The organism is Geodermatophilus sp. DSM 45219, from assembly GCF_900104025.1.
Taxonomy (GTDB): domain Bacteria; phylum Actinomycetota; class Actinomycetes; order Mycobacteriales; family Geodermatophilaceae; genus Geodermatophilus.
This window is the reverse complement of sequence record NZ_FNIQ01000002.1, coordinates 736,856-762,247: the sequence shown is the minus strand read 5'-3', so window position 1 is coordinate 762,247 and position 25,392 is coordinate 736,856. Positions and strand designations below refer to the sequence as shown.

General features: G+C 74.3%; 24 protein-coding genes. 19 read left to right on the top strand and 5 right to left on the bottom strand.

The features are described from left to right. Positions 1-6: 6 nt before the first annotated feature. The 4 genes from BLR12_RS08660 (at position 7) to BLR12_RS08645 (ending at position 3,986) form a co-directional block, all read left to right on the top strand. Complete coding sequence (locus BLR12_RS08660) at positions 7-1,008, top strand: acetamidase/formamidase family protein (RefSeq protein WP_091376189.1); 1,002 nt, start codon at positions 7-9, stop codon at positions 1,006-1,008. Positions 1,009-1,037: 29 nt separating this feature from the next. Beyond that, a complete protein-coding gene (locus BLR12_RS08655; protein WP_091376186.1) occupies positions 1,038-1,799 on the top strand; it encodes an SDR family NAD(P)-dependent oxidoreductase in 762 nt (253 codons plus the stop codon). A 25-nt stretch (positions 1,800-1,824) separates the two neighbouring features. Continuing rightward, complete coding sequence (locus BLR12_RS08650; protein WP_091376184.1) at positions 1,825-2,106, top strand: hypothetical protein; 282 nt, start codon at positions 1,825-1,827, stop codon at positions 2,104-2,106. A gap of 251 nt (positions 2,107-2,357) precedes the next feature. Beyond that, positions 2,358-3,986, top strand: a complete 1,629-nt coding sequence (locus BLR12_RS08645) for a M28 family metallopeptidase (RefSeq protein WP_091376182.1) — start codon at positions 2,358-2,360, stop codon at positions 3,984-3,986. 264 nt (positions 3,987-4,250) lie between these two features. On the opposite strand, the gene BLR12_RS08640 is transcribed toward BLR12_RS08645, so the two are convergent. Then, entirely contained in the window at positions 4,251-5,354 is a 1,104-nt protein-coding gene (locus BLR12_RS08640) for a TerC family protein (RefSeq protein WP_091376180.1), read from the bottom strand. 154 nt (positions 5,355-5,508) lie between these two features. On the opposite strand from BLR12_RS08640, the gene BLR12_RS08635 reads away from it, so the two are divergent. Then, positions 5,509-5,847, top strand: coding sequence for a helix-turn-helix transcriptional regulator (locus BLR12_RS08635; protein ID WP_091376178.1), 339 nt, complete (start codon positions 5,509-5,511; stop codon positions 5,845-5,847). Positions 5,848-5,872: 25 nt separating this feature from the next. Here BLR12_RS08635 and BLR12_RS08630 read toward each other — a convergent pair whose 3' ends face one another. Further along, positions 5,873-6,160, bottom strand: a complete 288-nt coding sequence (locus BLR12_RS08630; RefSeq protein ID WP_091376661.1) for a hypothetical protein — start codon at positions 6,158-6,160, stop codon at positions 5,873-5,875. 168 nt (positions 6,161-6,328) lie between these two features. On the opposite strand from BLR12_RS08630, the gene BLR12_RS08625 reads away from it, so the two are divergent. After that, entirely contained in the window at positions 6,329-7,270 is a 942-nt protein-coding gene (locus BLR12_RS08625; protein WP_091376175.1) for an NAD(P)H-binding protein, read from the top strand. Further along, positions 7,267-8,031 (top strand): CPBP family intramembrane glutamic endopeptidase, encoded by a 765-nt coding sequence (locus BLR12_RS08620; protein ID WP_091376172.1) that lies wholly within the window; start codon positions 7,267-7,269, stop codon positions 8,029-8,031. Before BLR12_RS08625 ends, BLR12_RS08620 begins: the two co-directional genes overlap by 4 nt. A 15-nt stretch (positions 8,032-8,046) precedes the next feature. Here the strand turns inward: BLR12_RS08620 and BLR12_RS08615 are convergent, their stop codons facing one another. From BLR12_RS08615 to BLR12_RS08605, 3 genes are all read right to left on the bottom strand, one after another. Then, positions 8,047-8,505, bottom strand: a complete 459-nt coding sequence (locus tag BLR12_RS08615; RefSeq protein WP_091376170.1) for a hypothetical protein — start codon at positions 8,503-8,505, stop codon at positions 8,047-8,049. Continuing rightward, entirely contained in the window at positions 8,502-8,834 is a 333-nt protein-coding gene (locus tag BLR12_RS08610; RefSeq protein WP_255363377.1) for a hypothetical protein, read from the bottom strand. Before BLR12_RS08610 ends, BLR12_RS08615 begins: the two co-directional genes overlap by 4 nt. A gap of 130 nt (positions 8,835-8,964) precedes the next feature. Beyond that, positions 8,965-9,630, bottom strand: a complete 666-nt coding sequence (locus BLR12_RS08605) for an MBL fold metallo-hydrolase (protein WP_091376168.1) — start codon at positions 9,628-9,630, stop codon at positions 8,965-8,967. A 50-nt stretch (positions 9,631-9,680) separates the two neighbouring features. Here BLR12_RS08605 and BLR12_RS08600 point away from each other — a divergent pair, with 50 nt between their 5' ends. The 12 genes from BLR12_RS08600 (at position 9,681) to tpiA (ending at position 25,387) form a co-directional block, all read left to right on the top strand. Next, on the top strand, positions 9,681-11,123 hold the full coding sequence (locus BLR12_RS08600) for an amidase (protein WP_091376165.1): 1,443 nt from the start codon (positions 9,681-9,683) through the stop codon (positions 11,121-11,123). Between the two features lie 139 nt (positions 11,124-11,262). Then, the gene (gene uvrA / locus BLR12_RS08595; RefSeq protein WP_091376162.1) at positions 11,263-14,154 is read left to right on the top strand and encodes an excinuclease ABC subunit UvrA; all 2,892 of its coding nucleotides are present in this window, start codon (positions 11,263-11,265) and stop codon (positions 14,152-14,154) included. 143 nt (positions 14,155-14,297) lie between these two features. After that, on the top strand, positions 14,298-14,591 hold the full coding sequence (locus BLR12_RS08590) for a hypothetical protein (RefSeq protein ID WP_091376159.1): 294 nt from the start codon (positions 14,298-14,300) through the stop codon (positions 14,589-14,591). A gap of 80 nt (positions 14,592-14,671) precedes the next feature. Continuing rightward, complete coding sequence (locus tag BLR12_RS08585) at positions 14,672-15,904, top strand: saccharopine dehydrogenase family protein (RefSeq protein ID WP_091376157.1); 1,233 nt, start codon at positions 14,672-14,674, stop codon at positions 15,902-15,904. Further along, positions 15,901-16,821, top strand: coding sequence for an alpha/beta fold hydrolase (locus BLR12_RS08580; RefSeq protein WP_091376154.1), 921 nt, complete (start codon positions 15,901-15,903; stop codon positions 16,819-16,821). Before BLR12_RS08585 ends, BLR12_RS08580 begins: the two co-directional genes overlap by 4 nt. Positions 16,822-16,927: 106 nt before the next feature. Next, positions 16,928-18,982, top strand: a complete 2,055-nt coding sequence (gene uvrC / locus BLR12_RS08575) for an excinuclease ABC subunit UvrC (RefSeq protein ID WP_091376152.1) — start codon at positions 16,928-16,930, stop codon at positions 18,980-18,982. Next, positions 18,979-19,959 (top strand): RNase adapter RapZ, encoded by a 981-nt coding sequence (rapZ, locus tag BLR12_RS08570; protein WP_255363376.1) that lies wholly within the window; start codon positions 18,979-18,981, stop codon positions 19,957-19,959. Before uvrC ends, rapZ begins: the two co-directional genes overlap by 4 nt. Next, the gene (gene yvcK, locus BLR12_RS08565; protein WP_091376149.1) at positions 19,959-21,044 is read left to right on the top strand and encodes a gluconeogenesis factor YvcK family protein; all 1,086 of its coding nucleotides are present in this window, start codon (positions 19,959-19,961) and stop codon (positions 21,042-21,044) included. The genes rapZ and yvcK overlap by 1 nt, the downstream gene beginning before the upstream one ends. A 27-nt stretch (positions 21,045-21,071) precedes the next feature. Further along, a complete protein-coding gene (gene whiA / locus BLR12_RS08560) occupies positions 21,072-22,052 on the top strand; it encodes a DNA-binding protein WhiA (protein WP_091376653.1) in 981 nt (326 codons plus the stop codon). A gap of 286 nt (positions 22,053-22,338) precedes the next feature. Then, entirely contained in the window at positions 22,339-23,343 is a 1,005-nt protein-coding gene (gap, locus tag BLR12_RS08555; protein ID WP_091376146.1) for a type I glyceraldehyde-3-phosphate dehydrogenase, read from the top strand. A gap of 11 nt (positions 23,344-23,354) precedes the next feature. Next, complete coding sequence (gene pgk / locus BLR12_RS08550; protein WP_091376143.1) at positions 23,355-24,560, top strand: phosphoglycerate kinase; 1,206 nt, start codon at positions 23,355-23,357, stop codon at positions 24,558-24,560. Beyond that, the gene (tpiA, locus tag BLR12_RS08545) at positions 24,560-25,387 is read left to right on the top strand and encodes a triose-phosphate isomerase (protein WP_091376141.1); all 828 of its coding nucleotides are present in this window, start codon (positions 24,560-24,562) and stop codon (positions 25,385-25,387) included. Before pgk ends, tpiA begins: the two co-directional genes overlap by 1 nt. The last annotated feature ends 5 nt before the right edge of the window (positions 25,388-25,392 follow it).

Sequence of the window (25,392 nt, the reverse complement as noted above, 5' to 3'; positions counted from 1 at the left end):
GCGGCCATGGACGTCGTCGAGGTCATCCCCACGGCCGAGCAGTACGCCTACACCTTCGGCGGCGTCGCGCCCCTCCTGCGGGTATCCCCGGGGACGGCGCTGCGCGTGTGGTCCGACGACGCGTTCGGCGGCGTGCTGCGCAAGACCTCCGACCTGTCCAGCGAGAAGGTCGACCTGCGCTTCGTGAACCCGCAGACCGGCCCCTTCCACGTCGAGGGCGCCGAGCCCGGCGACACCCTGGCGCTGCACTTCGTCGCGATGGAGCCCGCCCGGGACTGGGGCGCCTCCGCGGCGATCCCCTTCTTCGGCGGGCTGACCAGCACCGACCGCGTCGCCACCCTCCAGGAACCGCTGCCGGACACGACGTGGATCTACGAGCTGGACCGGGCGGCCGGCACGGTCACCTTCGCCGCCCGGCACAGCGACCTGGAGATCGCGCTGCCGGTCGAGCCGATGCTCGGCACGGTCGGGGTGGCGCCGGCCGGCGGTGAGGTGCGCAGCTCGCTGGTGCCCGAGCGGTTCGGCGGCAACATGGACACCCCGCAGATGAAGCCGGGCACGACCTGCTTCCTCGGCGTCAACGTCGAGGGGGCGCTGTTCTCGATCGGTGACGGCCACTACCGGCAGGGCGAGGGGGAGGCCTGCGGCACCGCCGTCGAGGGGGCCATGACCACCACGCTGATCGTGGAGCTGATCAAGGGCGGGGCGCCGGCCTGGCCGCGCCTCGAGGACGACAGCCACTGGATGACCGTGGGCTCCAGCCGGCCGCTGGAGGACGCCTGGCGGATCAGCTCGGTCGAGCTCGTGCGCTGGTTCGGCGAGCTCTACGGCCTGCAGCCGATGGACGCCTACCAGCTGCTCTCCCAGACGGTCGAGGCGCCGATCGCCAACGTCGTCGACGCCAACTACAGCTCGGTGGTGAAGGTGCGCAAGTCGCTGCTGCCCCGGGCGTCCGCCTACGGCGGGCTGCACGACGACCTCCGCCGCCGCGCGCTGACCCTGCGCTGACCCCAGAGACACCCCCGAGAGGACCGTCCATGGACCTGCAGCTCACCGGCTCCCGCGTGCTCGTCACCGGGGGCACCCGCGGCATCGGCCGGGCGATCGTGGAGACCTTCGTCGACGAGGGCGCCGTGGTCGAGTTCTGCGCCCGCGACGCGGCCGAGATCGAGGCCACGGAGAAGGCGATCGCCGGGCGCGGGGGGCGGGCCACCGGGGTCCAGCTGGACGTCCGGGACGGTCCGGCGCTGACCGGCTGGGTCGAGGCCGCGGCCGGGCGGCTGGGCGGCATCGACGCCGTCGTCGCCAACGTCAGCGCAATCGCCGTCCCGGACACCGAGGAGAACTGGTACACGGGCTTCGAGGTCGACCTGATGCACACGGTGCGCCTGTCCAAGGCCGCGCTGCCGCACCTGGAGGCCAGCGGGCGCGGCTCGATCGTGGCGATCTCCAGCGTCTCCGGACGGGAGGCCGACTTCGCCTCCGGCCCCTACGGGACGATGAAGACCGCGATCGTCGGCTACGTCTCCGGGCTGGCGCTGCAGCTGGCCGGCCGGGGTGTACGGGCCAACGTCGTCTCGCCGGGAAACACCTACTTCGACGAGGGGTTCTGGCAGGGCGCCGAGACGGCCATGCCGGACCTGTACGGGACGGCCCTGGGCCTGAACCCGACCGGTCGGATGGGTACGCCGCAGGAGATGGCCCGGGCGGTGGTGTTCCTGTCCAGCCCGGTGTCCAGCTTCACGACCGGCACCAACCTCGTGGTGGACGGCGCCCTCACCCGTGGCATCCAGCTCTGACCGGGCGACTCTGGGAGGCTGAGCCATGGCACTCGTCTACCCCGTCCAGGCCGACTCGCCGGAGCCCGAGGACGGCACCGACCCGGACTTCGCCGAGCTGGCCGCCGATCTCTCCGACGCCTGGCTGGTCGAGGTCGCCCTCGGCGACGACGGGGACGACGCCTGCTTCGGCCCGCTGTCTGCCCGGGCGGCGTGGGACCTCGCGCTGGGCATCGACGAGCGGCGTCCGGAGTGGACGGTGTCCGTCGTCCCGCTGCACGTCGCCGGCACTCCGGACGAGCTCGTCGCCCTGTTCGAGGACGAGTAGTCCGTGACTCTGTGCTGAACGGGCATCGCTGACCGTAGTTCCACGTGTGCGGCGTGTCACACGTCCTTGCTCGGTCAACGTGCAGGCCAGCGGCCTGTCGGCGCCCGACGACCGCTGTCCGTCACCTCCGGTGACGCTGAGCAGTGACCATCTGGCTCTAGGCAACTGTCACCAGGTCGGGTGAGAGTCCCCAAGCCGACAACGGAGTCGGCGTCCGGCGTCGATCCCGCCGCCGGACGGTCAGTGGAGGGATGAGTGTGAGCCAACGACGGACGACGTCTCGGGCCATCGCGCTGGGGAGCAGCGGACTGCTGCTGGCCCTGGCGCTCCCGGCCACCGCGGCCAGTGCGGCCGGGGGGAAGGGGTGCGACGACCGGAACAACAACACCTACGCGAAGCTGCTCGAGTGCGTGACGCTGGACGGCGTCCTGGAGCACGAGCGCGCCTTCCAGAAGATCGCCGACAACAGCACCGACCCCGTCTACCCGGACAGCCGGGCGGCGGGCACCGAGGGCTACGCCGCGAGCGTCGACTACGTGTCCGAGCTCCTCGAGGACGCCGGCTACGAGGTGACGAAGACGCCGGTGGAGTTCCGGTTCGACTACCCGGCGGTCCTGCAGCAGCTGACGCCGACCGAAGCCGAGTACGACAGCGGTGTCTTCACCAACAGCGGCGCCGGGGACGTCACCGGCCGGGTCGTCCCGGTCGACCTCGCCCTCGCCCCGCCGCGCGCGTCCACGAGCGGCTGCGAGGCCGCCGACTTCACCGGGCTGGACTTCTCGGGGACGAGCGACATCGCGCTGGTCCAGCGCGGCACCTGCAACTTCGCGGTCAAGGTGCAGAACGCGACCGCGGCCGGCGCGGAAGCCGTCGTGATCTTCAACCAGGGCAACACCCCGGACCGCGAGGGCGTGGCCCTCGGCACGCTCGCCCCGTACGAGGCGACCGTCCCGGTCGTCGGCGCGAGCTTCGCCGCGGGGGAGGCGCTGGCCGCCGCGGGCTCGACCGCCCGGGTGCAGGTGCGCCAGCCGGAGACCCGCACCGACTACAACGTCATCGCCGAGCTGCCGGGCGAGAACACCGGCAACGTCGTGATGGCCGGTGCCCACCTCGACAGCGTCCCGGCCGGCCCGGGCATCAACGACAACGGCTCGGGCTCCTCGGCCCTGCTCGAGACCGCGCTGATGATGGCCAACAGCAAGCCGCAGAACACCATCCGCTTCGGCTGGTGGGCCGCCGAGGAGCTGGGCCTGCTCGGGTCCGCGGCGTACGTCGAGGGCCTGTCGCAGGAGGAGCGGGACCGCATCGCGCTCTACATGAACTACGACATGGTCGCCTCGCCGAACTACGTGCAGATGGTCTACGACTCGGACCAGTCGACCTGGACCGCCCCGGTCGCCATCCCCGACGGCTCCAACGCCATCGAGGACCTCTACGAGTCGTACTACACCAAGGTCGGCGTCCCCTACGACGACGCGGAGTACTCGGGCCGCAGCGACTACGAGGCGTTCATCCTCGCCGACATCCCCTCCGGTGGTCTGTTCACCGGCGCCGAGGTCGTCAAGACCGAGGAGCAGGCAGCGATCTGGGGCGGCACCGCGGGTGAGTCCTTCGACCCGTGCTACCACCAGGAGTGCGACACCATCGACAACCTGGCCCACGACGCCTTCGACGTGAACAGCGACCTCATCGCCTTCGCGATGCTGACGTTCTCCTACTCCACCGAGTCGGTGAACGGCGTCCCCGGCAAGGAGGTCCCGGGTCCGCCGTTCGAGCTGCCGGCCCCGGCCGGTCCGGAGGGCACCTTCGAGGAGGCCGCGGGTGGCGGCGGTCTGGCACACGACCACGACCACCACCACGCGCACGACACCGTGGCCTGACACACGGCGGCCTGACCGCGACGGTGGCGGGGTCCCGGCCCCGCCACCGTCCCGGGCAGCACGACGAGCCGTCGCCGGGCGGTCTACGCGGCTGTCTCCAGTGCCCGCGGCCGAGGCCGTCCTCGTGCGGGGACCGGGTCGGGGCGCCTGCTCCTGGCTGCTCTGCCGTGCACGGATGGTCGGCCGCGGGCGCACGCCGTGGAGCGCCCCGCTCGCGGCGGTCCGGGCACTGCGCGCGGCCTCACCGGCCGCGGGCGGACGACGTCACGGCGATGCCTCCTGGTCCGACCGCCGCGCTCCGACCGGCAGCACCTGCTCCCCGGGCCGGGCGGGGGTGCCGCTGTCGTCGTCCGCCCGACGCGGACGGCGCCGCCAGAGGGGCTCCAGGGCCGCGACCTCGGCAGCGGTGGCCATCCGGAACGGGGGTGTGGTGGGCGCGTCGAGGGCGCGGCGGCCCTGGCCGCGGGTGGCCCGCAGGCTGAGCCAGATGGAGGTGCCGATGATGGTGGTGACGACCGCGAGGCTGACCGTGGTGGGCACGTAGACGACGTCGATCTTGAGCACCATCTTGATGCCGACCCAGATCAGCACCAGCGCCAGGCCGGTCTTGAGGTACACGAACCGGTGGATGAGGTCGGCCAGCAGGAAGTACATGGCGCGCAGTCCGAGGATCGCGAAGGCGTTGGCGGTGAAGACGAGGAACGGCTCGTCAGTGACGGCGAAGACGGCCGGGATGGAGTCGACGGCGAAGACGACGTCGGTGACCTCGACCAGCACCAGCACCGCGAGCAGCGGGGTGGCCAGCAGCCGGCCGCCGCGGCGGACCAGGAAGCGCTGGCCGTGGTAGGCGTCGGTCATCGGCACCCAGCGACGGAACAGCCGCAGCGCCCGGGAGCGCTCCGGGTCGAGGTGCTCGTCGCGCTGGCGGAGCATCCGGTAGCCGGTCCACAGCAGGAACGCGGCGAACAGGTAGAGCACCCACCCGAAGCTGGCGATCAGCGCGGAGCCGCCGGCGATGAACACCCCTCGGAACACCAGCGCGCCGAGTACGCCGAGGAACAGCACCCGGTGCTGGAACTCCCGGGGAACGGCGAAGTAGGTGAAGATGATCGCCCAGACGAAGACGTTGTCCACGGCCAGGGACTTCTCGATCAGGTAACCGGCGAAGTACTGCTGACCCAGCTCGGCGCCGTAGGTCACCCAGATCCAGGCGCCGAAGGCGACCCCGATGGTGACCCAGACCGCCGACCAGGCCGCCGCCTCGCGCACACCGATGACGTGCGCCCGCCGGTGCGCGAACAGGTCGACGGCCAGCATGGCGACGATGCCGCCCAGCACGGCCAGCCACAGCCACGACGAGACATCCACGGTCGAACTCCTCCGGTCGGTGTTCTGCCAACCGGAGGTCTCCCCCGGCCCGAGGACCTGGGCCCACCCCGCCGGGTGCCCACGCGGGCCCGTACTGGCGACGAGGTGCTGGGGGGTACTCCCCTCCGCACGACAAGTGAAGCACACTTCATGAATGGAGGCGAGCGCAGTGGCCGGTGCACCGACCTCGGCGGAGGAGGAAGGAGCGCGCCGGCGTCCCTCGTGGACCTTCCTCACCAACCACGGGCACGTGCTGCTCGCGGTCGCCGCCGACCCGGACGCGCGCGTCGAGGAGATCGCGGCCCGGGTCGGCATCACCGCGCGGGCGACGCTGGCGATCCTGCGCGACCTGGAGGAGGCCGGGTACCTCGTCCGCACCCGCCACGGCCGGCGCACCCACTACGAGCTGCAGCCGCACCGGCCCTTCCGGCACCCCAGCACCGCCGCCCACGAGGTCGACGAGCTGCTGGCCATCTTCCGCCGCAGCGACTGAGGGCTGCGCCGGACCGGAGCGCGGGCTACCTGCCCATCTGGAGGACGACCCTGCCCTCGATGACCTCGGGGGGACTCCCCGCAGCGTGGGGCACGTTCTGCCGGACCCAGTCCGCCGCCACGCGGACGGATTCGTCCGTCCCCGCCTCGTCCTCGAAGACGCTGACGGAGAACCCGCCGTCCTCGGTCCGGACGAGGTAGTAGCCCACGAACCCGGAGACGCTCCGGATCACCGTCTCCACCTCGTCGGTCCGCCGCTCCAACTCGTCGAAGAGCGGCGAGTTCTCCCTGTAGTGCCGGATGACCGCGTGCATCGTGCCCTCCACGCGCGGAGAGGTCGCCATCCCGGCGACGGTCCGCCCCTCGATCCCGGGGTGAGGGGAACCGTGCTCCCCCCACGCGGGCGCGCGCAAGGGCCTCGGCCACCGGAGCCCCCGGCGACCGGCGAGGTTCCGGTCAGCGCGCCCGGGTACCCGGTACGCGTGCAACTCCTCCTCACCGGCGCGTCCGGATTCGTGGGCGGCCGGCTCGCGCCGGCCCTGGTGAAGGCGGGCCACGACGTGCGCGCCATGACCCGCCGTCCGGACGACTACGACGGCGCGGGCACGCCGGTGGCCGCTGACGTCACCGACGAGGCGTCGCTGCGGCGGGCACTGCGCGGCTGCACGGCCGCCTACTACCTGGTGCACTCCCTCGGCGACCGCGACTTCCAGCGCAAGGACGAGGAGGCCGCACGCACCTTCGCCCGCGCCGCCGCCGACGAGGGGCTCGAGCGGATCGTGTACCTGGGTGGCCTGGGCCGCGACGGCGACGAGCTCTCGGCGCACCTGCGCAGCCGCCGCCAGGTGGAGCGGCTGCTCGCCTCGACCGGTGTCCCGGTCACGACCGTGCGTGCGGGCATCATCGTCGGGCACGGCGGCGTCTCGTGGGAGATGACGCGGCAGCTCGTGGCGCACCTGCCGGCGATGGTCACCCCCCGCTGGGTGCACACCCGCACTCAACCGATCGCCGTCGCCGACGTCGTCCGGTACCTGGTCGGCGTCCTCGAGGCGCCCGACGCCGCGGGCCGGGTGTTCGAGGTCGGTGGCCCCGACGTGCTCACCTACCTGCAGATGCTCAGCCGGGTGGCCGACATCCAGGGCAGGCACCTGTTCGTCGTCCCCGTACCGCTGCTGACGCCGCGGCTCTCCTCGCGCTGGCTCGCGCTGGTCACCGATGTCGACGTGACCACCGGCCGCTCGCTGGTCGACTCGATGATCAACGAGGTGGTCGTCACCGACGACGCGATCCGCACGGTGGTCCCCTTCGAGCCGATGGACTACGACGAGATGGTGCTGGTGGCCCTGGGTGAGCGGGCCGCGGCCCGCCGGCGCGCGGCACGCGTCCGCCGCGCCGGCCTGCTCGCGCGCGGCGCCCGCTCGTGAGCCGGCGGCGCAGCGGCCTGCCGGCACGAGCGGCCGGGCGGTTGCCGGGCTGGCTGGTCGAGCCCGTACCGCGCGACCACCGGGAGACCGACGGGGCCTTCTGCCGCCGCCGGCGCGTGACCGCCGCGGTGGCGGTGGGAGGCGCTGGGCTGCTCGGGGCCTCGCTGTCGACGAGGCCCGGGTCGCCGGCCTTCTACGGCCTCACCATGGCCGTCGCGGGCACCTGGGTGACCGGTGGCCTGGCCTCGGGTCCGCTGCACCTGGGGTGGATGCTCACGCCCGACCACCAGCTGCGCCGGCCGGTGGTGACACCGGTGGTCCTCGGGATCGGCGCCTTCGGCGCCTTCTACGGCGCGGCCCTGGCGGTCCGCCGTGTGCCCGTCCTCGACCGGGCGGTCACCCGGGTCCTGCGCTACGCGCACCAGGGCTCGACGCCCCTGGTGGCGACGACGGCCCTGGCCAACGCCGTGGCCGAGGAGGTCTTCTTCCGCGGCGCGCTGTACGCCGCCATCGGCGTGGGTCGTCCGGTGGTCGTCTCGACCGCGGTCTACGGTCTGGCCACCGCGGCCACCCGCAACCCTGCTCTGCTGCTCGCCTCGCTGGTCATGGGGGCGCTCTTCGGGGTGCAGCGGCGGGTCACCGGGGGCATCCAGGCCTCGGTGCTCACCCACGTCACCTGGTCGGCGCTGATGCTGCGCTTCCTGCCGCCGCTGTTCGCCGACCGGGCCGACGTGCACGACCCGCGCCCCGTGGCCGCCTGAGGCTGCCCGGACCGCTCAGCTCGTCGCCGTACCCCGGTCGGCCCGTCCCCGTCGGCGGACCACCGCGAGGCCGAGCAGCAGGGCGCCGGTCACCGCGGCCCCCACGGAGCGCGCCCGGCCGCTGGCCCGGAGGATGCCGAGCGCGTCGGGCCGGGCCTTCCGGGTGCCGAGCAGCAGGCCGCCGAGAGCGGAGTCGACACCCGCGCCGAGGGTGACGACGGAACGCGACGGCGAGTCCAACCGGGCGGTGAGCCCTGCGTCGGCCAGGGCCCCGGCCAGGTCGCCGACGTCCGCCCGGCCGGGCCGGGTGCCGTTCCGGGCGGTCGCCGCCTCCCGCAGGCCCAGCACGAAGCCGCGGACGTCGGCCGCCACCACGCGCAGGTCGCCGCCCTCGGCGGTGACCCGCACGGGCGCGCCGTCGACCTCGATCGACAGGTCGGCGGTCACGTCGAGGCGGGCACCGTCCGAGCTCATCCCTGGTCGGCGTTCTCCGCCGTGGTGATGCGCAGCGTGCCGTGGAGCCGCCAGGTCGCGCGGGGAGCGTCGGAGCCGGTCTCCCGCGGCACCTCGACGATCATGTCCACGAACTGGTAGTCGATCGCCGCACCCTTCCCCGTCAGGTACGTCCACATCTCCTTGCCGAGGTCGGCGAAGCTGGTGGTCTCGTGGGACTTGATGTCCCGGCCCGCGGTCGCGGCGTCGTTGCTCGTCATCGTCATGGCGCTTCCCTCGTGGGTGGTGGGGGCGGTGTCGACCGGGCAGACCGCACCGAACGGCGGCGCCGTCGCACTCGACGCCGTCATCGGTTGGCCACTACCCGGTCGGGCGCAGGCGAACCGGAGCGGGGCGCCGGTGGCGCGCCGGCCGGGTCCCGGGCTCGCGCGGTCGCGCACGCGGTCGCGCGACCTCGTCACCCGGCGAGCCGTCGTCGGGTCACCAGCCGCGGGCGCGCCACTCGCCGAGGTGCGGGCGCTCGGCACCGAGCGTCGTGTCCTTGCCGTGCCCGGGGTAGACCCAGGTGTCGTCGGGCAGGGCGCCGAACAGCCGCTCCTCGACGTCGTCGACGAGGCTGGCGAAGTCCTCCGCCGACCAGGTCTTGCCCACCCCGCCGGGGAAGAGGCTGTCGCCGGTGAAGACGTGCGTCCCGGCGCCCTCGGGGCCGCGCCAGACCAGCGCGATGCTGCCCGGCGTGTGGCCGCGCAGGTGCACGACCTCGAGCGTCTGCCCGCCGACCCGCACGGTGTCGCCGTGCTCGACCGGCCGCTGGACCGGCACGGGCAGGTCGGCGGCGTCGGCCGGGTGCGCGACGGTGACCGCGCCGGTCGCCTCGACGACCTCCGGCAGCGCCCGGTGGTGGTCCCAGTGCCCGTGCGTGGTGACGACGGCCCGGACGTCGGCGTCGCCGATGAGGGCGCGCAGCGCCTCCGGCTCGGCCGCGGCGTCGATCAGCACCGCCTCGCCGGTCGTCGGGTCGCGCAGCAGGTAGGCGTTGTTGGCCATCTCGCTGACCGCGAGCTTGCTGATCGTCAGCCCCGGCAGCTCCCGGACGTCGGCCGGTCCGCCCACCTCGACGTCGCCCGTGTAGCCCCCGGAGCTCATCCCCAGCCTCCCGTTCGTGGAGTGTCGGTTGCCGCGGTTACGGTCCAGGCATGGACGCTAGCGGAGGTCTGCGGGTCGGCGCCGGGCCGGACGGCGACGGCCGCGGCGGCCCGCTGGTCGGCCGGCCGGCCACCGAGCTGGCCGCCCTCGTCCGGTCCGGCGAGGTGACCGCCGTCGAGGTGGTCCGCGCCCACCTGGCGCACCTCGACGAGGTCGAACCGCGCGTCGGGGCGTTCCGCGTCGTCCGGCGCGAGGCGGCCCTCGCCGAGGCGCACGCCGTCGACACCGCGCTGACCCGCTTCGCCATGCCGCTGGCCGGGGTGCCGGTCGCGGTCAAGGACAACGTCGCCGTGGCCGGGGAGGTCTGCACCGACGGCTCGGCCGCGCGCACCGGGCCGGTGGAGACCCGCGACCACGAGGTCGTCACCCGGCTGCGCCGGGCCGGCGCCATCGTCGTGGGCATCACCCGCGTCCCGGAGCTGTGCCTCTACGCCGCCACCGACGGCCCGGGCACCGTCACCCGCAACCCCTGGGACACCGCGCGCTCGGCCGCCGGCAGCTCCGGTGGCAGCGCGGCGGCGGTCGCCTCCGGCGCGGTCCCGCTGGCGCACGGCAACGACGGGTTGGGCTCGCTGCGCCTGCCCGCCGCCGCCTGCGGTCTGGTCACCCTCAAACCCGGCCGCGGCGTGGTGCCCGCCGGCATCGGTGCCGACGACTGGTCGGGGATGGTGGTCAACGGTGCGCTGGCCACCACCGTGGCCGACCTCGCCGTGGCCCACGCGGTGCTGGCGGGGGAGGAGCCGGCTCCGCTCGGGGCGCCCGGCCGGCCGCTGCGCATCGCGGTCTCGACCCGCTCACCCGTGCCGGGCGCCCGGGCCGACGGGCCGGCCCGGGCGGCGGTCGCCGCGGTGGCGGCGGTCCTCACCGCGGCCGGGCACACCGTCGTCCGCCGCGACCCGCCGGGCAACCTCGCCGCCACGGCCGCGGCGCTCCCTCGCTGGATGACCGGCGCCGCCGACGACGCCGCGCACCTCGGTCTCGCGCCCGGCGACCTCCAGCCGCGCAGCCGCACGCACGCCCGCGTGGGGCGCGCGGTGCGGGCGGCCGGGCTGGTCCGCCCGCGGACGGCCGAGCGGCTCCGCGAGCGGATCACCGGCTTCTTCGCCGACGTCGACCTGCTGCTCACCCCCGTGACCACCGGCCCGCCGCTGCCGGCCCGCCCGTGGCACGAGCGCTCCTTCCTGGCCAACGTGGTGGCCGACGCGCACTGGGGCCCGTGGACCGCGGCCTGGAACCTGACCGGCCTCCCGGCCCTCGTCCTGCCCGCCGGCACCCGGCCCTCCGGGCAGCCCCTGGCCGTCCAGCTCGCCGGCCCCCCGGGCAGCGAGGGGCGACTACTCTGGACCGCCGGGGAGCTGGAGCGGCGGCTGCCGTGGCGCCGGTACGCACCGGTGTTCGACCCGACCGCTCCCTCGGTCCCCGCACCCGCCTGAGTCCCGGCACCGCCGCCGGCCGCGTCCGCGCGCCGTCCGCCCCTGCACGACCCGCTCCGCAGCACCTCACCCGGCAGCACCTCACACGGCAGCACCTCACCCGGCTTGGCCTCCACCGAGCACGACCGACAGGGATCACATGGACCGCCTCGTCGTCCGCGGCGCCCGCGAGCACAACCTCAAGGACGTCCACCTCGACCTGCCCCGCGACGCGCTGATCGTCTTCACGGGGCTGTCCGGCTCGGGGAAGTCCAGCCTGGCCTTCGACACGATCTTCGCCGAGGGGCAGCGCCGCTACGTCGAGTCGCTGTCGGCCTACGCCCGCCAGTTCCTGGGCCAGATGGACAAGCCCGACGTCGACTTCATCGAGGGGCTCTCGCCCGCCGTCTCGATCGACCAGAAGTCGACCAACCGCAACCCGCGGTCGACCGTCGGCACGATCACCGAGGTCTACGACTACCTCCGGCTGCTCTACGCCCGCGCCGGTCAGCCGCACTGCCCCAACTGCGGCAAGCCGATCTCCCGGCAGACCCCGCAGCAGATCGTCGACCAGGTGCTCGCCATGGCGGAGGGCACCCGCTTCCAGGTGCTCGCCCCCGTCGTCCGGGCCCGCAAGGGCGAGTACGTCGACCTGTTCAGCTCGCTGCAGACCCAGGGCTTCTCCCGCGTCCGCGTCGACGGCGTCGTCCACCAGCTGACCGACCCGCCCAAGCTGAAGAAGCAGGAGAAGCACACGATCGAGGTGATCGTCGACCGGCTCACCGTCAAGGAGAGCGCGAAGCGGCGGCTCACCGACTCGGTGGAGACCGCGCTCGGCCTGGCCGGCGGCCTCGTCGTCCTCGACTTCGTCGACCTGCCCGAGGACGACGCCCAGCGCGAGCGCACCTTCTCCGAGCACCTGGCCTGCGTGGACGACGGGCTGTCCTTCGAGGCCCTGGAACCGCGGTCGTTCTCCTTCAACTCCCCGTTCGGCGCGTGCCCCGAGTGCACCGGCATCGGCACCCGCAAGGAGGTCGACCCCGACCTCGTGGTCCCGGACCCGGGAAAGAGCCTGGCCCAGGGCGCGATCGCCCCGTGGACCACCTCGATGAGCAACGAGTACTTCACCCGGCTGCTCACCGGCCTGTCCCAGCAGCTCGGCTTCTCCATGGACGACCCGTGGGAGCGGCTGCCGGCGAAGGTGCAGAAGGCCGTCCTGCACGGCTCGCCGGACCAGGTGCACGTCCGCTACAAGAACCGCTACGGCCGCGAGCGCAGCTACTACGCGGCGTTCGAGGGCGTGCTGCCCTTCCTCGAGCGGCGGCACGAGGACACCGACAGCGAGTACATGCGGGACAAGTACGAGGGCTACATGCGCGACGTGCCCTGCCCCGTCTGCCACGGCACCCGGCTCAAGCCGGAGATCCTCGCCGTCAAGCTCAACGGCCGCTCGATCGCCGACGTCACCGGCCTGTCCATCGGCGACGCCTCCCAGTGGCTGGGCGGCCTGGAGCTGGGCGAGCGGGAGCGGGCCATCGCCGACCGCGTGCTCCGGGAGATCCAGGCCCGGCTGTCCTTCCTCGTCGACGTCGGCCTGGACTACCTGTCCCTCGACCGGCCGGCCGCGACCCTGGCCGGCGGCGAGGCGCAGCGGATCCGGCTGGCCACCCAGATCGGGTCCGGGCTGGTCGGCGTCCTGTACGTGCTCGACGAGCCCTCCATCGGGCTGCACCAGCGGGACAACACCCGGCTGATCGAGACCCTGGTCCGGCTGCGCGACATGGGGAACACGCTCATCGTCGTCGAGCACGACGAGGACACCATCAAGACCGCCGACTGGGTGGTCGACATCGGCCCGGGCGCCGGCGAGCACGGCGGCGAGGTCGTCGTCAGCGGCACCGTCGAGGACCTGCTCGCCAGCGAGCGGTCGCTGACGGGTGCGTACCTGTCCGGGCGCCGGGAGATCACCGTCCCGACGCAGCGGCGCGAGCCCACGCCCGGCCGCGAGCTGGTGGTCAAGGGCGCCCGCGAGCACAACCTCAAGGGCGTCGACGTGACGTTCCCCCTGGGCCTGCTCGTCGCGGTCACCGGGGTCTCCGGCTCGGGCAAGTCCAGCCTGGTCAACGACATCCTCTACACGACGCTGGCCAACGAGCTGAACCGCGCGCGGATGGTGCCCGGCCGGCACCGCACCATCACCGGCCTCGACCAGCTCGACAAGGTCGTGCACGTCGACCAGTCGCCGATCGGCCGCACCCCGCGGTCCAACCCGGCGACGTACACCGGCGTGTGGGACCACGTCCGCAAGCTGTTCGCCCAGACGTCGGAGGCGAAGATCCGCGGCTACCAGCCCGGCCGCTTCTCCTTCAACGTCAAGGGCGGCCGCTGCGAGGCCTGCTCGGGCGACGGCACGCTGAAGATCGAGATGAACTTCCTGCCGGACGTCTACGTGCCGTGCGAGGTGTGCAAGGGTGCCCGGTTCAACCGGGAGACCCTCGAGGTGCACTACAAGGGCCGGACGGTCGCCGAGGTCCTCGACATGCCGATCGAGGAGGCCGCCGACTTCTTCGCGGCCATCCCCGCGATCTCCCGCTACCTGCGCACGCTCACCGAGGTCGGGCTCGGCTACGTCCGGCTCGGCCAGCCCGCGACGACCCTCTCCGGCGGCGAGGCGCAGCGGGTGAAGCTGGCCAGCGAGCTGCAGAAGCGGTCCAACGGCCGCAGCATCTACGTCCTCGACGAGCCCACCACCGGGCTGCACTTCGAGGACATCCGCAAGCTGCTGCTCGTGCTGCAGGGGCTGGTCGACAAGGGCAACTCGGTGGTCGTCATCGAGCACAACCTGGACGTCATCAAGAGCGCCGACTGGCTCATCGACATGGGCCCCGAGGGCGGGTTCCGCGGCGGCACGGTCGTCGCCGAGGGGCCGCCGGAGTTCCTCGCCACGGTCCCGGAGAGCCACACCGGCCGCTACCTGGTCCCGGTGCTCGACCCCGAGGCCGTCGCCGCGGCGGCGGCGCCGAAGAAGCGGGCCCGGCGGAAGGCGAGCTGACGGGGGAGGGCCGGTCGCCGGCCCTCCCCCGATCGTGGGGTCACCCCGGACTTGAGCGGAGGGCGAGCCCGGCCCTACTCTCCGTGTGACCGACATCACGCCGTCCCGCCGGCGTGGGCGGTCCCCGGATGGAGGAGGCGCCCGTGAGTGCGCTCACGCCCGACTGCGACCCCGACCTGTCCAACTGCGGCTCGCCGACGGGTCCACCCAGCGTGCGGTCCACCGTCGTGCTGCTCGTCCTGGTGACCGTCGCGGTGCTCGCGGTCACCGGCGGGTCGGTGCCGGGCGGGGTGGCGTTCCTCGCCGGCGGCGTGGGCCTGGTGTCGGCCCTCGTGCTGGCCGGGCGCGCGGTCCGGCTCGGCCGGCGGGCCGGCGCGGCGATCGCGGCGCGCGGCCCGTGGGCGGGTGCGGTGCACCGGTCGCGTCCGGCCGGCTGACCGCAGCGGGCCGGAACGGGCTCGGCAGGCGGGCGCCAGCCGGCTGAGCGGGCGGCCGCCCCCGGGGTGAGGATGGCCCGGTGGCCGATCCCGCGCGCACCCACGACCTGGTCGTCTACGGCGCCACCGGCTTCGTCGGCCGGCTGCTCGCCGGCTACCTGGCCGGAGCCGCCCCGGCCGGTCTCCGCGTCGCCCTCGCCGGCCGGTCGCGCGACCGGCTCGCGCAGGTCCGCGGCGAGCTGCCGGCGGCCGCCCGGGACTGGCCGCTGGTCGAGGCCGACTCCACCGACGAGGCCTCGCTCGCCGCGCTGGCTGCTTCCACCCGGGTGCTGGCCACCACGGTCGGGCCCTACCTGCGGTACGGCCTGCCGGTCGTCGAGGCCTGCGCCCGGGCCGGCACGCACTACGCCGACCTCACCGGCGAGGTGCTCTTCGTCCGCCGGGCCATCGACCGCACCGACGCCGTCGCCCGGGACACCGGCGCCCGGATCGTGCACGCCTGCGGGTACGACTCCATCCCCTCCGACCTGTCCGCCCTGCTGCTCGCCGAGCAGGCGCGGGCCGACGGCGCCGGCGGGCTGCGGGACGTCCAGCTGGTCGCCACCGCCCGCGGCGGGTTCAGCGGCGGCACCGTCGACTCGGCCCGCGCCCAGTTCGAGGAGATGGGCCGCGACGCCGCGGCCCGCAGGCTCGCCGGCGACCCGTACGCGCTGAGCCCCGACCGCGACGCCGAGCCCGACACCCGCCAGCCGCGGGACGCCGGCCCGCCGTCGCGCACCCCGGACGGCCGGTGGACCGCGCCGTTCGTCATGGCCCCGTTCAACACCCGCGTCGTCCGGCGGAGCAACGCCCTGCAGGACTGGGCGTACGGCCGCGGGCTGCGCTACGGGGAGGTCATGGGCTGCGGTCGCGGGCTCCCCGGCGCCGTGACGGCGTCCGCGGTGACGGCCGGGCTGGCCGGCCTCGCCGCCGCGATGAGCCTGCCGCCCACCCGCGCCCTGCTCGACCGCGTGCTGCCCGATCCGGGCACCGGCCCCGGCGAGCAGACCCGGGCCCGGGGCTGGTTCCGCTCGGTCGTCGACGCGACCACCGAGAGCGGCCGCCGCTACCGCGCCACCGTCGCGGGCCAGGGCGACCCGGGCTACGCCGCCACCGCCGTCATGCTCGGGGAGACGGCCCTCGCCCTCGCGCTGGACGGCGACCGGCTGCCCGGCCGCACCGGCTCCCTCACCCCGGCCACCGCGCTCGGCCCGGTGCTGGTGGAGCGGCTGCGCGCCGCCGGGCACACCTACGAGGTGGAGGGGAGCCGATGACGACGTCCGGCGAGCTGCACCGGCTCGACACCCTCGACGACGTGCGCCCGGTCTACCGGCGCTGGCTGCCGCGGGGCGAGGTCCGGGGCACCGTCCAGGTCGTGCACGGCGCCTCCGAGCACCCCGGCCGCTACGGCCGGCTGGCCGCCGCCCTCACCGCCCGCGGCCTGGCCGTGCACGCGATGGACCTGCGCGGCCACGGCCGGACGGCGGAGCAGACCGGGGCCGGCCGGTTCGGCGACGGCGCCGGTGCCGAGGCGCTGCTGGACGACGTCCGTGCGCTGCACCAGGTGGCCGCCGCCGAGCACCCCGGCGTCCCCCGGCTGCTGCTGGGGCACTCGATGGGCTCGATCGTCGCGCTGGCCGCGGCCGAGCGGTACGGCGGCGACCTCGCCGGGCTGGTGCTCTCCGGCCCCATCGGGGTCGCCCCGCACCTGGCCGAGTCGGTGACCGCGCTGGAGGCGTCCACCGCGGCCGGCGCCGGCGACGTCCCGCTGGACGCGCTGGGCGCCTTCAACCAGGCCTTCGAGCCGGCCCGCACCCCGTACGACTGGCTCTCCCGCGACCCGGCCGAGGTCGACGCCTACCTCGCCGACCCGTACTGCGGCGACCGCATGCCGCTCACCACCGGCTACGCGGCCGGGGTCTTCGGCCTGGCGGTCCACTCGGCCACCGCCGAGGCGGTCGCCGCGCTGCCCGACGGGCTGCCGGTGCTGCTGCTGGCCGGGCAGCGGGACCCGGTCGGCGGCGTCGACGCCGGTCAGGTCACCGCGCTCGCCGGTCTGCTCCGCGACCGCGGCCTGCCGGTCGAGCTGCGGGTGTACCCCGACGCCCGGCACGAGGTGTTCAACGAGACCAACCGCGACGAGGTCACCGGCGACCTGCTCGCCTGGATCGGCGCCCGCCTGGGCGGCTGAGACCGCTCGACCGCCTCCCGCGCGCGAAAGGCAGTCGACGAGCGCCGAACCACACCGGTGTCATCTGGACGGCGAACCGTCGTCCGCCGCACCTAACCTGGGGTACATGCCCGACCCGTCCACGTACCGACCCGCGGTCGGCAGCATCCCGGAGTCGCCCGGCGTCTACAAGTTCCGCGACCCGGGCGGCCGGGTCGTCTACGTCGGCAAGGCCAAGAGCCTCCGGCAGCGGCTGAACAGCTACTTCGCCGACGTCGCGGGCCTGCACCCGCGCACCCGGCAGATGGTGACGACGGCGTCCAGCGTGGAGTGGACCGTCGTCGGCACCGAGGTCGAGGCCCTCCAGCTCGAGTACAACTGGATCAAGGAGTTCGACCCGCGGTTCAACGTCCGCTACCGCGACGACAAGAGCTACCCGAGCCTCGCCGTGACGCTGAACGAGGAGTACCCGCGGCTGCAGGTGATGCGCGGCCCGAAGCGCAAGGGCGTCCGCTACTTCGGCCCCTACGCGCACGCCTGGGCCATCCGCGAGACCCTCGACACCCTCACCCGCGTGTTCCCGGCCCGCACCTGCTCCACCGGCGTCTTCAAGCGCGCCGGGCAGATCGGCCGGCCCTGCCTGCTCGGCTACATCGGCAAGTGCGCCGCGCCGTGCGTCGGCCGGGTCAGCGCCGAGGAGCACCGGCAGATCGTCGACGGCTTCTGCGAGTTCATGGCCGGCCGCACCGACCAGATGGTCCGCCGCCTCGAGCGGGAGATGGCCGAGGCCGCCGAGGCGATGGAGTACGAGAAGGCCGCCCGGCTGCGCGACGACCTCGGTGCCCTCAGGCGGGCGATGGAGAAGCAGGCCGTCGTCCTCGGCGACGGCACGGACGCCGACGTCGTCGCCTTCGCGCAGGACGAGCTGGAGGCGTCGGTCCAGGTCTTCCACGTCCGCGGCGGGCGGGTCCGCGGCCAGCGCGGCTGGATCGTGGACAAGGTCGAGGAGGTCACCACCGGCGAGCTCGTCGAGCAGTTCCTGCTGCAGGTCTACGGCGGCGTCGACGAGGCGACCGGCATCGGCGAGGCGGGGGAGGCGGTGCCCAAGGAGGTGCTGGTCCCCGAGCTGCCCGACGACGCCGACGTCTACGAGGAGCTGCTCAGCGAGCTGCGCGGCAGCCGGGTCTCGCTGCGGGTGCCCCAGCGCGGTGACAAGCGCGCCCTGCTGGAGACGGTGGAGCGCAACGCCAAGGAGGCCTTCGCGCGGCACCGGGTCAAGCGGTCGAGCGACCTCACCGCGCGCTCGCTGGCGCTCGCCGAGCTGCAGGAGGCCCTCGAGCTGCCCGACGCGCCGCTGCGGATCGAGTGCATCGACGTCTCCCACGTGCAGCAGACCAACGTGGTGGCCAGCATGGTCGTGTTCGAGGACGGCCTGGCGAAGAAGTCCGACTACCGCCGGTTCTCCGTCACCCACGGGACCGACGACACCGCCGCGATGGCCGAGGTGGTCCGCCGCCGGTTCGCCCGGCACCTCAAGGAGGAGGCCGACCGCCGGGACGAGCAGGGGATCGCGGCGGAGGAGGGCCGCCCCCGCCGGTTCGCCTACCCGCCCAACCTGCTGGTCGTCGACGGCGGCGCCCCGCAGGTGGCGGCCGCCGCCCGGTCGCTCGACGAGCTCGGCATCGTCGACGTCGCCGTCTGCGGCCTGGCCAAGCGGATGGAGGAGGTGTGGCTTCCCGGGGAGTCCGACCCGGTGGTCCTGCCGCGCACCTCCGAGGCGCTCTACCTGCTGCAGCGGGTCCGGGACGAGGCCCACCGGTTCGCGATCACCTACCACCGGCAGAAGCGGTCGACCAGCATGCTGGTCTCCCTGTTGGACGACGTCCCCGGGCTCGGGGACACGCGGCGGAAGGCGCTGATGAAGGAGTTCGGATCGCTCAAGCGGCTGCGGGCCGCCACCGTCGAGGAGCTGGTGGCGGTGCCCGGCATCGGACGGCGGACGGCAGAGGCGGTGCTCGCCGCCGTGGCGGACCCCGCCCAGCAGCCCGCCGACGTCGCGGCCGGGGCCGCGGTCGAGGTGGAGTCCGTGGAGACGACGACCGCCCCGGCCGGCCCGGCCGAGCGCGGCACCCGCCGCGAGGGCTCCGGGGCGACCGCCGAGGTCGGCCTGGTGGCCTCGTGACCGGGCAGGCCGAGCAGGCCGAGCAGGCCGAGACGGCACACCTCGGCCTGCCGCCGGGCCCTCCGGGCCACCCGCACAGCGACGTCCCGCCGCCGCTGGATCCGGCCTCCACCGAGATCCCGCCGCTGGACGTCGTCGTGGTCACCGGGCTGTCCGGGGCCGGCAAGAACAGCGCCGGGCGGGTGCTGGAGGACCTGGGCTGGTTCGTCGTCGACAACCTGCCGCCGGCGCTGCTGCTGCCGATGGTCCAGCTGGGCGCCCGCGGCGACGTGCGCCGGTTCGGCGCCGTCGTCGACGTGCGCAGCCGTGCGTTCTCCAGCGACCTGCAGGAGGCGATCCGGGTGCTGGCCGGGGCCGGGCACCGGCCGCGGGTCGTCTACGTGCACGCCCGTGACGAGGTGCTGGTCCGCCGCTACGAGTCCAACCGCCGCGAGCACCCGCTGCAGGGCAGCGGCACGCTGATCGACGGGATCACCGCCGAGCGGGCGCTGCTCACCGGCATCGCCGGCGAGGCCGACCTGTGGGTCGACACCAGCGACCTCAACGTCCACCAGCTGCGCGCCACCCTGGAGAACGCCTTCGCCCGCGAGGGGCAGGCGCCGCCCCTGACCGCGACCGTGCTCAGCTTCGGCTTCAAGTACGGCCTGCCGCTGGACGCCGACCTGGTCGTCGACGCCCGCTTCCTGCCCAACCCGCACTGGCTGCCCGAGCTGCGCCCGCACACCGGTCAGGACCCCGACGTCCGCGACTACGTCCTGGGCCAGGACGACGCCCGGCCGTTCCTCGACCGCTACACCGAGGTGCTGCGGACGCTGGTCCCCGGCTACCGGCGCGAGGGCAAGCGCTACCTGACCCTCGCCGTGGGCTGCACCGGCGGCAAGCACCGCAGCGTCGCCATCGCCGAGGAGTTCGCCCGGCGGCTCCGGGCCGACGGCATCGACGCCACCGTCCAGCACCGCGACCTGGGCCGCGAGTAGTGGGCGCCCCGCAGCAGCGGCCGGCGGACGCCGGGGGGTCCGCCGGCCGTCCCCCGCGGGTCGTCGCGTTCGGCGGCGGTCACGGGCTGGCCGCCGCGCTCGCCGCCTGGCGCCGGATCACCCCGCACCTGACCGCGGTGGTCACCGTGGCCGACGACGGCGGCTCCTCCGGGCGCATCCGGCGCGAGATGCCGGTGCTGCCGCCCGGGGACCTGCGGATGGCGCTGAGCGCGCTGGCCGGTGAGGGCGCCGAGACCCGCCAGGTGGCCGAGCTGCTGCAGCACCGCCTCGGCGGCAGCGGCGTGCTCGCCGGGCACCCGGTCGGCAACCTCGTGCTCACCGGGCTGGTCGAGATGCACGGCGGGGACACCGTGCGGGCGCTGGACGACCTGTGCCGGCTGCTGGGCGCCCGGGGCCGGGTGCTGCCGATGGCCGACGTCCCCCTCGACCTGGTGGCCACGGTGGAGAGCACCGACCCCGACGACCCCGCGCGCAGCCGCCGGATCCGCGGCCAGGCGGCGATCGCCGCCACGCCGGGGCGGGTGCGCGACATCCTGGTCTCGCCGGCCGACCCCCCGGTGCACCCCGCGGTGCTCGAGGCGATCGCGGGCGCCGACGTGGTGTCGCTCGGCCCGGGTTCCTGGTACACCTCCGTGCTGCCGCACCTGCTGGTGCCGCGGCTGCGCGCCGCACTCGCCGCGAGCAGTGCCCGGGTGGTCGTCGTCCTCAACCTGGAGCCGCAGCCGGGGGAGACCGACGGCTTCTCGCCCGAGGAGCACCTGACCGTGCTGCAGGGCCATCTCGGCGGAGTGGCGTTGCACACGGTGATCGCCGATGCGGAATCGGTGGTTGACCGCTGTGGTCTCCTGTCTGCGGTACGTGAGTGCGGTGCCGAGCTCGTGCTGACCCCGGTCGCCGAGGACGGCGGCGCTCCGCGGCACGACCCGGCCCGCCTCGCCGGAGCACTCCGGGAGGCGCTCGGGAAGCAGCGGGGCATGGAAGGGCACGAGCGGGTATCGCAACCCCGCGTACCGGAACCGGTGCGCGGGGGAGACGAAGGGAACGCCGCACATGGGGCTTGGTGAGCCCGGGGGAACGTGGGGGTGGACGACGTGGCGATGACGGCCATGGTCAAGGACGAGCTGTCGCGTGTGGAGTGCACGAAGACCTCCGAGCGCAAGGCGGAGGTCACCGCGCTGCTGCGCTTCAGCGGCGGCCTGCACATCGTCGGTGGCCGGGTGGTCATCGAGGCGGAGCTGGACACCGGTTCGGTGGCCCGCCGCCTGCGCCGCGACATCAGCGAGGTCTACGGCTACACCAGCGGGGTGAGCGTGCTGGCCGGCGGCAACATCCGCCGCGGGGTGCGCTACCTGGTCCGCATCGCCAAGCACGGCGAGGGCCTGGCCCGGCAGACCGGGCTGGTCGACCAGCGCGGCCGGCCGGTGCGCGGGCTGCCGCCGTCGGTGGTCAGCGGCGGCCTCAACGACGCCGAGGCCGCCTGGCGCGGGGCCTTCCTGGCGCACGGCTCGCTGACCGAGCCCGGCCGGTCCTCCTCCCTGGAGGTCACCTGCCCCGGCCCGGAGGCCGCGATGGCGCTGGTCGGCGCGGCCCGCCGGCTGGGCATCGCCGCGAAGGCCCGCGAGGTCCGCGGAGCCGACCGGGTGGTCGTCCGGGACGGCGACGCGATCAGCGCGCTGCTGACCCGGATGGGCGCCCACGACGCGGTCATGGCCTGGGAGGAGCGGCGGATGCGCCGCGAGGTCCGGGCGACCGCCAACCGGCTGGCCAACTTCGACGACGCCAACCTGCGCCGCTCGGCCCGGGCCGCGGTGGCCGCCAGCGCGCGGGTGGAGCGGGCCCTGGAGATCCTCGACGGCGACGCCCCCGAGCACCTGCTCGTCGCGGGCCGGTTGCGCCTGGAGCACGGGCAGGCGTCGCTCGAGGAGCTCGGCCAGCGGGCCGACCCGCCGATGACCAAGGACGCCGTCGCCGGGCGGATCCGCCGGTTGCTGGCGATGGCCGACAAGCGCGCCAAGGACCTCGGCATCCCGGACACCGAGTCCGTGGTCACCGAGGACATGCTCACCCAGTAGCGGTCCGCGGGAGGTCCCTGCGCGTGCGCCGGGGCCTCCCCGCGCCCGGTCGCCCACCGGGGCCCGGTGCTCCCGTGACCGCCGTCGTCCCACGGTGGTCGCACCCCTCCGATGGCGAGGGCGGTCGCCGGCGCCCAGGGCCGTGCTCACGGCGCCGCGCTCACGGTCGCGCCGTCCCCGAGGCTGGGCCGGACGGCTCGCGCCCCGGCCGATAGGGTCGTCGCAGATCGCGGCCGCGCGACCGTGCGGCCGATCGAGGCGACAGTCGAGCACATGGAGGTCAGCTGTGACCGTACGGGTGGGCATCAACGGGTTCGGCCGGATCGGGCGCAACTTCTGGCGGGCGGCCGCGGCCAGCGGCAAGGACGTCGAGATCGTGGCGGTCAACGACCTGACCAGCCCCGAGGTCCTCGCGCACCTGCTCAAGTACGACAGCGTGCTGGGCGTGCTGTCCGAGGACGTCGCCGCCGACGGCGAGGGCATCAAGATCGCCGGGAACACCATGAAGGTGCTCTCCGAGCGCGACCCGGCCAACCTGCCGTGGGGCGACCTGGGCGTCGACGTCGTCGTCGAGTCCACCGGCTTCTTCACCAAGGCCGACGACGCCCGCAAGCACGTCGACGCGGGGGGCGCCAAGAAGGTCATCATCTCCGCGCCGGCCACCGGTGACGACCTGACCATCGTCATGGGCGTCAACGACCAGAAGTACGACGGCTCGCAGACGATCATCAGCAACGCGTCCTGCACCACGAATTGCCTGGCCCCGCTGGCCAAGGTGCTCAACGACGGCTTCGGCATCGAGCGCGGTCTGATGACCACGATCCACGCCTACACCGCCGACCAGAACCTGCAGGACGGCCCGCACAAGGACCTGCGCCGCGCCCGTGCCGCCGCGCTCAACATGGTCCCCACCTCGACCGGAGCGGCCAAGGCGATCGGCCTGGTCCTGCCCGAGCTGCAGGGCAAGCTCGACGGCTACGCCGTCCGTGTCCCCGTGCCCACCGGCTCGGCCACCGACCTCACCGTCCAGCTCTCCCGCGAGGTGTCGGCCGACGAGATCGACGCCGCGTACCGCGAGGCCGCCGCGGGCCCGCTGGCCGGGATCCTCAGGTACACCGACGCGCCGATCGTCTCCTCCGACATCGTCACCGACCCGGCCAGCTGCATCTACGACAGCAAGCTGACCAAGGTCTTCGGCCCGATGGTCAAGGTGCTCGGCTGGTACGACAACGAGTGGGGCTACTCGAACCGCCTCGTCGACTCCGTCGAGCTCGTCGGCCGCTCGCTCTGACGCGGCGCGCCATGCGATCCCTCGACGACCTGCTCGCCGAGGGCGTCTCGGGCCGGCGCGTGCTCGTGCGCGCCGACCTGAACGTCCCGCTGGAGAAGAGCACCGGCGAGATCACCGACGACGGCCGGATCCGCGCCAGCCTGCCCACCCTGCAGGCGCTGCGGGACGCCGGTGCCCGCGTCGTCGTCGCCGCCCACCTCGGCCGGCCCAAGGGCGCCCCGGACCCGCAGTACTCCCTGGCCCCGGTCGCCGTGCGGCTCGGCGACCTGCTCGGCACCGACGTCCCGCTGGCCGGCGACGTGGCCGGGGACGACGCCCGTGCCCGGACCGGGGCACTGGGCGACGGCGACGTGCTGCTGCTGGAGAACGTGCGCTTCGAGGCCGCCGAGACGTCGAAGGACGACGCCGAGCGGGGCGGGCTGGCCGACCGGCTGGCCGGGCTCGCCGACGTCTACGTCGACGACGCCTTCGGCGCGGTGCACCGCAAGCACGCCTCGGTGTACGACGTCGCGCTGCGGCTGCCGCACGTCGCCGGCCGGCTGGTGGCCACCGAGCTCGACGTCCTCACCCGGTTGACCCAGGACCCGGAGCGGCCCTACGTCGTGGTGCTCGGCGGCTCCAAGGTCAGCGACAAGCTGGCGGTCATCGAGGCGCTGCTGCCCAAGGTCGACCGGCTGCTGGTGGGCGGCGGGATGTGCTTCACCTTCCTGGCCGCGCAGGGGCACGGCGTCGGCAGGTCCCTCCTGGAGGCCGACCAGGTCGACACCTGCGGGCGGCTGCTGGCCGAGGCCGGCGAGCGGATCGTGCTGCCGGTCGACGTCGTCTGCGCACCCGAGTTCAGCGCCGAGGTGGAGACGACGACCGTGCCGGTCGACGGCATCCCGGACGACCAGATGGGCCTCGACGTCGGCCCGCGCACGGTGGAGTCCTTCGGGCGCGAGCTCGGCGGTGCCCGCACCGTCTTCTGGAACGGCCCGATGGGCGTGTTCGAGCTCGCCCCGTTCCAGGCGGGCACCCGAGGCGTGGCCCAGGCGGTGGCCGCGGTCGACGGCCTGTCGGTCGTCGGCGGCGGCGACTCGGCCGCCGCGGTCCGCCAGCTCGGGCTCGACGAGGCGGCCTACGGCCACATCAGCACCGGCGGCGGCGCGTCGCTGGAGTACCTCGAGGGCCGGGAGCTGCCGGGTCTCGCGGTGCTCACCGAGCGAGGGGAGGCGTAGTGGCACGCAGGGGGACGCCGGTCCGCCGGGAGGGGCGCCGGCCGCTCATCGCCGGCAACTGGAAGATGCACCTCACCCACCTCGAGGCGATCGGGCTGGTGCAGAAGCTGGCCTTCAGCCTCAAGGAGCCCGAGCTGGAGGCGGCCGAGGTCGTCGTCCTGCCGCCGTTCACCGCGTTGCGCAGCGTCCAGACGCTGGTCACCGGGGACAAGCTGGAGGTCGGCTACGGCGCCCAGGACCTCTCGGTCCAGGACTCCGGCGCCTACACCGGCGAGGTCAGCGGCGCCATGCTCGCAGCGCTGGCCTGCCGCTACGTCGTCGTCGGCCACTCGGAGCGGCGCGCGCTGCACGGCGAGGACGACGCGGTGGTGGCCGGCAAGGTGCAGGCGGCGCTGCGGCACGGCCTGGTCCCGATCCTCTGCGTGGGGGAGGGGCTGGAGGTGCGCCGCGCCGGTGAGCACGTCGCGCACTGCACGCGCCAGCTGGACGCCGCGCTCGAGGGGCTGACCGCCGAGCAGCTCACCGCGCCCGGCGAGGGCACGGGGGTCGTCCTCGCGTACGAGCCGGTGTGGGCGATCGGTACCGGCGAGGTCGCCACACCCGAGGACGCTCAGGAGGTGTGCGGTGCCCTACGGTCACGACTCACCGAGCGTTTCGGCGCCGAGACCGCCGGAGTGGTCCGTATCCTCTACGGCGGGTCGGTGAAGGCCGCCAACACGGCCGGGATCCTGGCCGGGCCGGACGTCGACGGAGCACTCGTGGGTGGCGCCAGCCTGGACGCCGACGAGTTCACGCAGATCTGTCGGACAGCCGCCGACGTCGGCTGACCGCC

What these genes read in the sequence shown, in the direction of transcription:
- uvrA (WP_091376162.1), top strand. Translation starts at nt 11,263, where the DNA reads ATGGACCGCCTCGTCGTCCGCGGCGCCCGCGAGCACAACCTCAAGGAC.
- BLR12_RS08605 (WP_091376168.1), bottom strand. Translation starts at nt 9,630, where the DNA reads ATGAGCTCCGGGGGCTACACGGGCGACGTCGAGGTGGGCGGACCGGCC.
- BLR12_RS08610 (WP_255363377.1), bottom strand. Translation starts at nt 8,834, where the DNA reads ATGACGGCGTCGAGTGCGACGGCGCCGCCGTTCGGTGCGGTCTGCCCG.
- uvrC (WP_091376152.1), top strand. Translation starts at nt 16,928, where the DNA reads ATGCCCGACCCGTCCACGTACCGACCCGCGGTCGGCAGCATCCCGGAG.
- BLR12_RS08630 (WP_091376661.1), bottom strand. Translation starts at nt 6,160, where the DNA reads ATGCACGCGGTCATCCGGCACTACAGGGAGAACTCGCCGCTCTTCGAC.
- BLR12_RS08660 (WP_091376189.1), top strand. Translation starts at nt 7, where the DNA reads ATGGACGTCGTCGAGGTCATCCCCACGGCCGAGCAGTACGCCTACACC.
- BLR12_RS08615 (WP_091376170.1), bottom strand. Translation starts at nt 8,505, where the DNA reads ATGAGCTCGGACGGTGCCCGCCTCGACGTGACCGCCGACCTGTCGATC.
- BLR12_RS08635 (WP_091376178.1), top strand. Translation starts at nt 5,509, where the DNA reads ATGGAGGCGAGCGCAGTGGCCGGTGCACCGACCTCGGCGGAGGAGGAA.
- BLR12_RS08645 (WP_091376182.1), top strand. Translation starts at nt 2,358, where the DNA reads ATGAGTGTGAGCCAACGACGGACGACGTCTCGGGCCATCGCGCTGGGG.
- pgk (WP_091376143.1), top strand. Translation starts at nt 23,355, where the DNA reads ATGCGATCCCTCGACGACCTGCTCGCCGAGGGCGTCTCGGGCCGGCGC.
- BLR12_RS08600 (WP_091376165.1), top strand. Translation starts at nt 9,681, where the DNA reads ATGGACGCTAGCGGAGGTCTGCGGGTCGGCGCCGGGCCGGACGGCGAC.
- BLR12_RS08650 (WP_091376184.1), top strand. Translation starts at nt 1,825, where the DNA reads ATGGCACTCGTCTACCCCGTCCAGGCCGACTCGCCGGAGCCCGAGGAC.
- BLR12_RS08655 (WP_091376186.1), top strand. Translation starts at nt 1,038, where the DNA reads ATGGACCTGCAGCTCACCGGCTCCCGCGTGCTCGTCACCGGGGGCACC.
- BLR12_RS08580 (WP_091376154.1), top strand. Translation starts at nt 15,901, where the DNA reads ATGACGACGTCCGGCGAGCTGCACCGGCTCGACACCCTCGACGACGTG.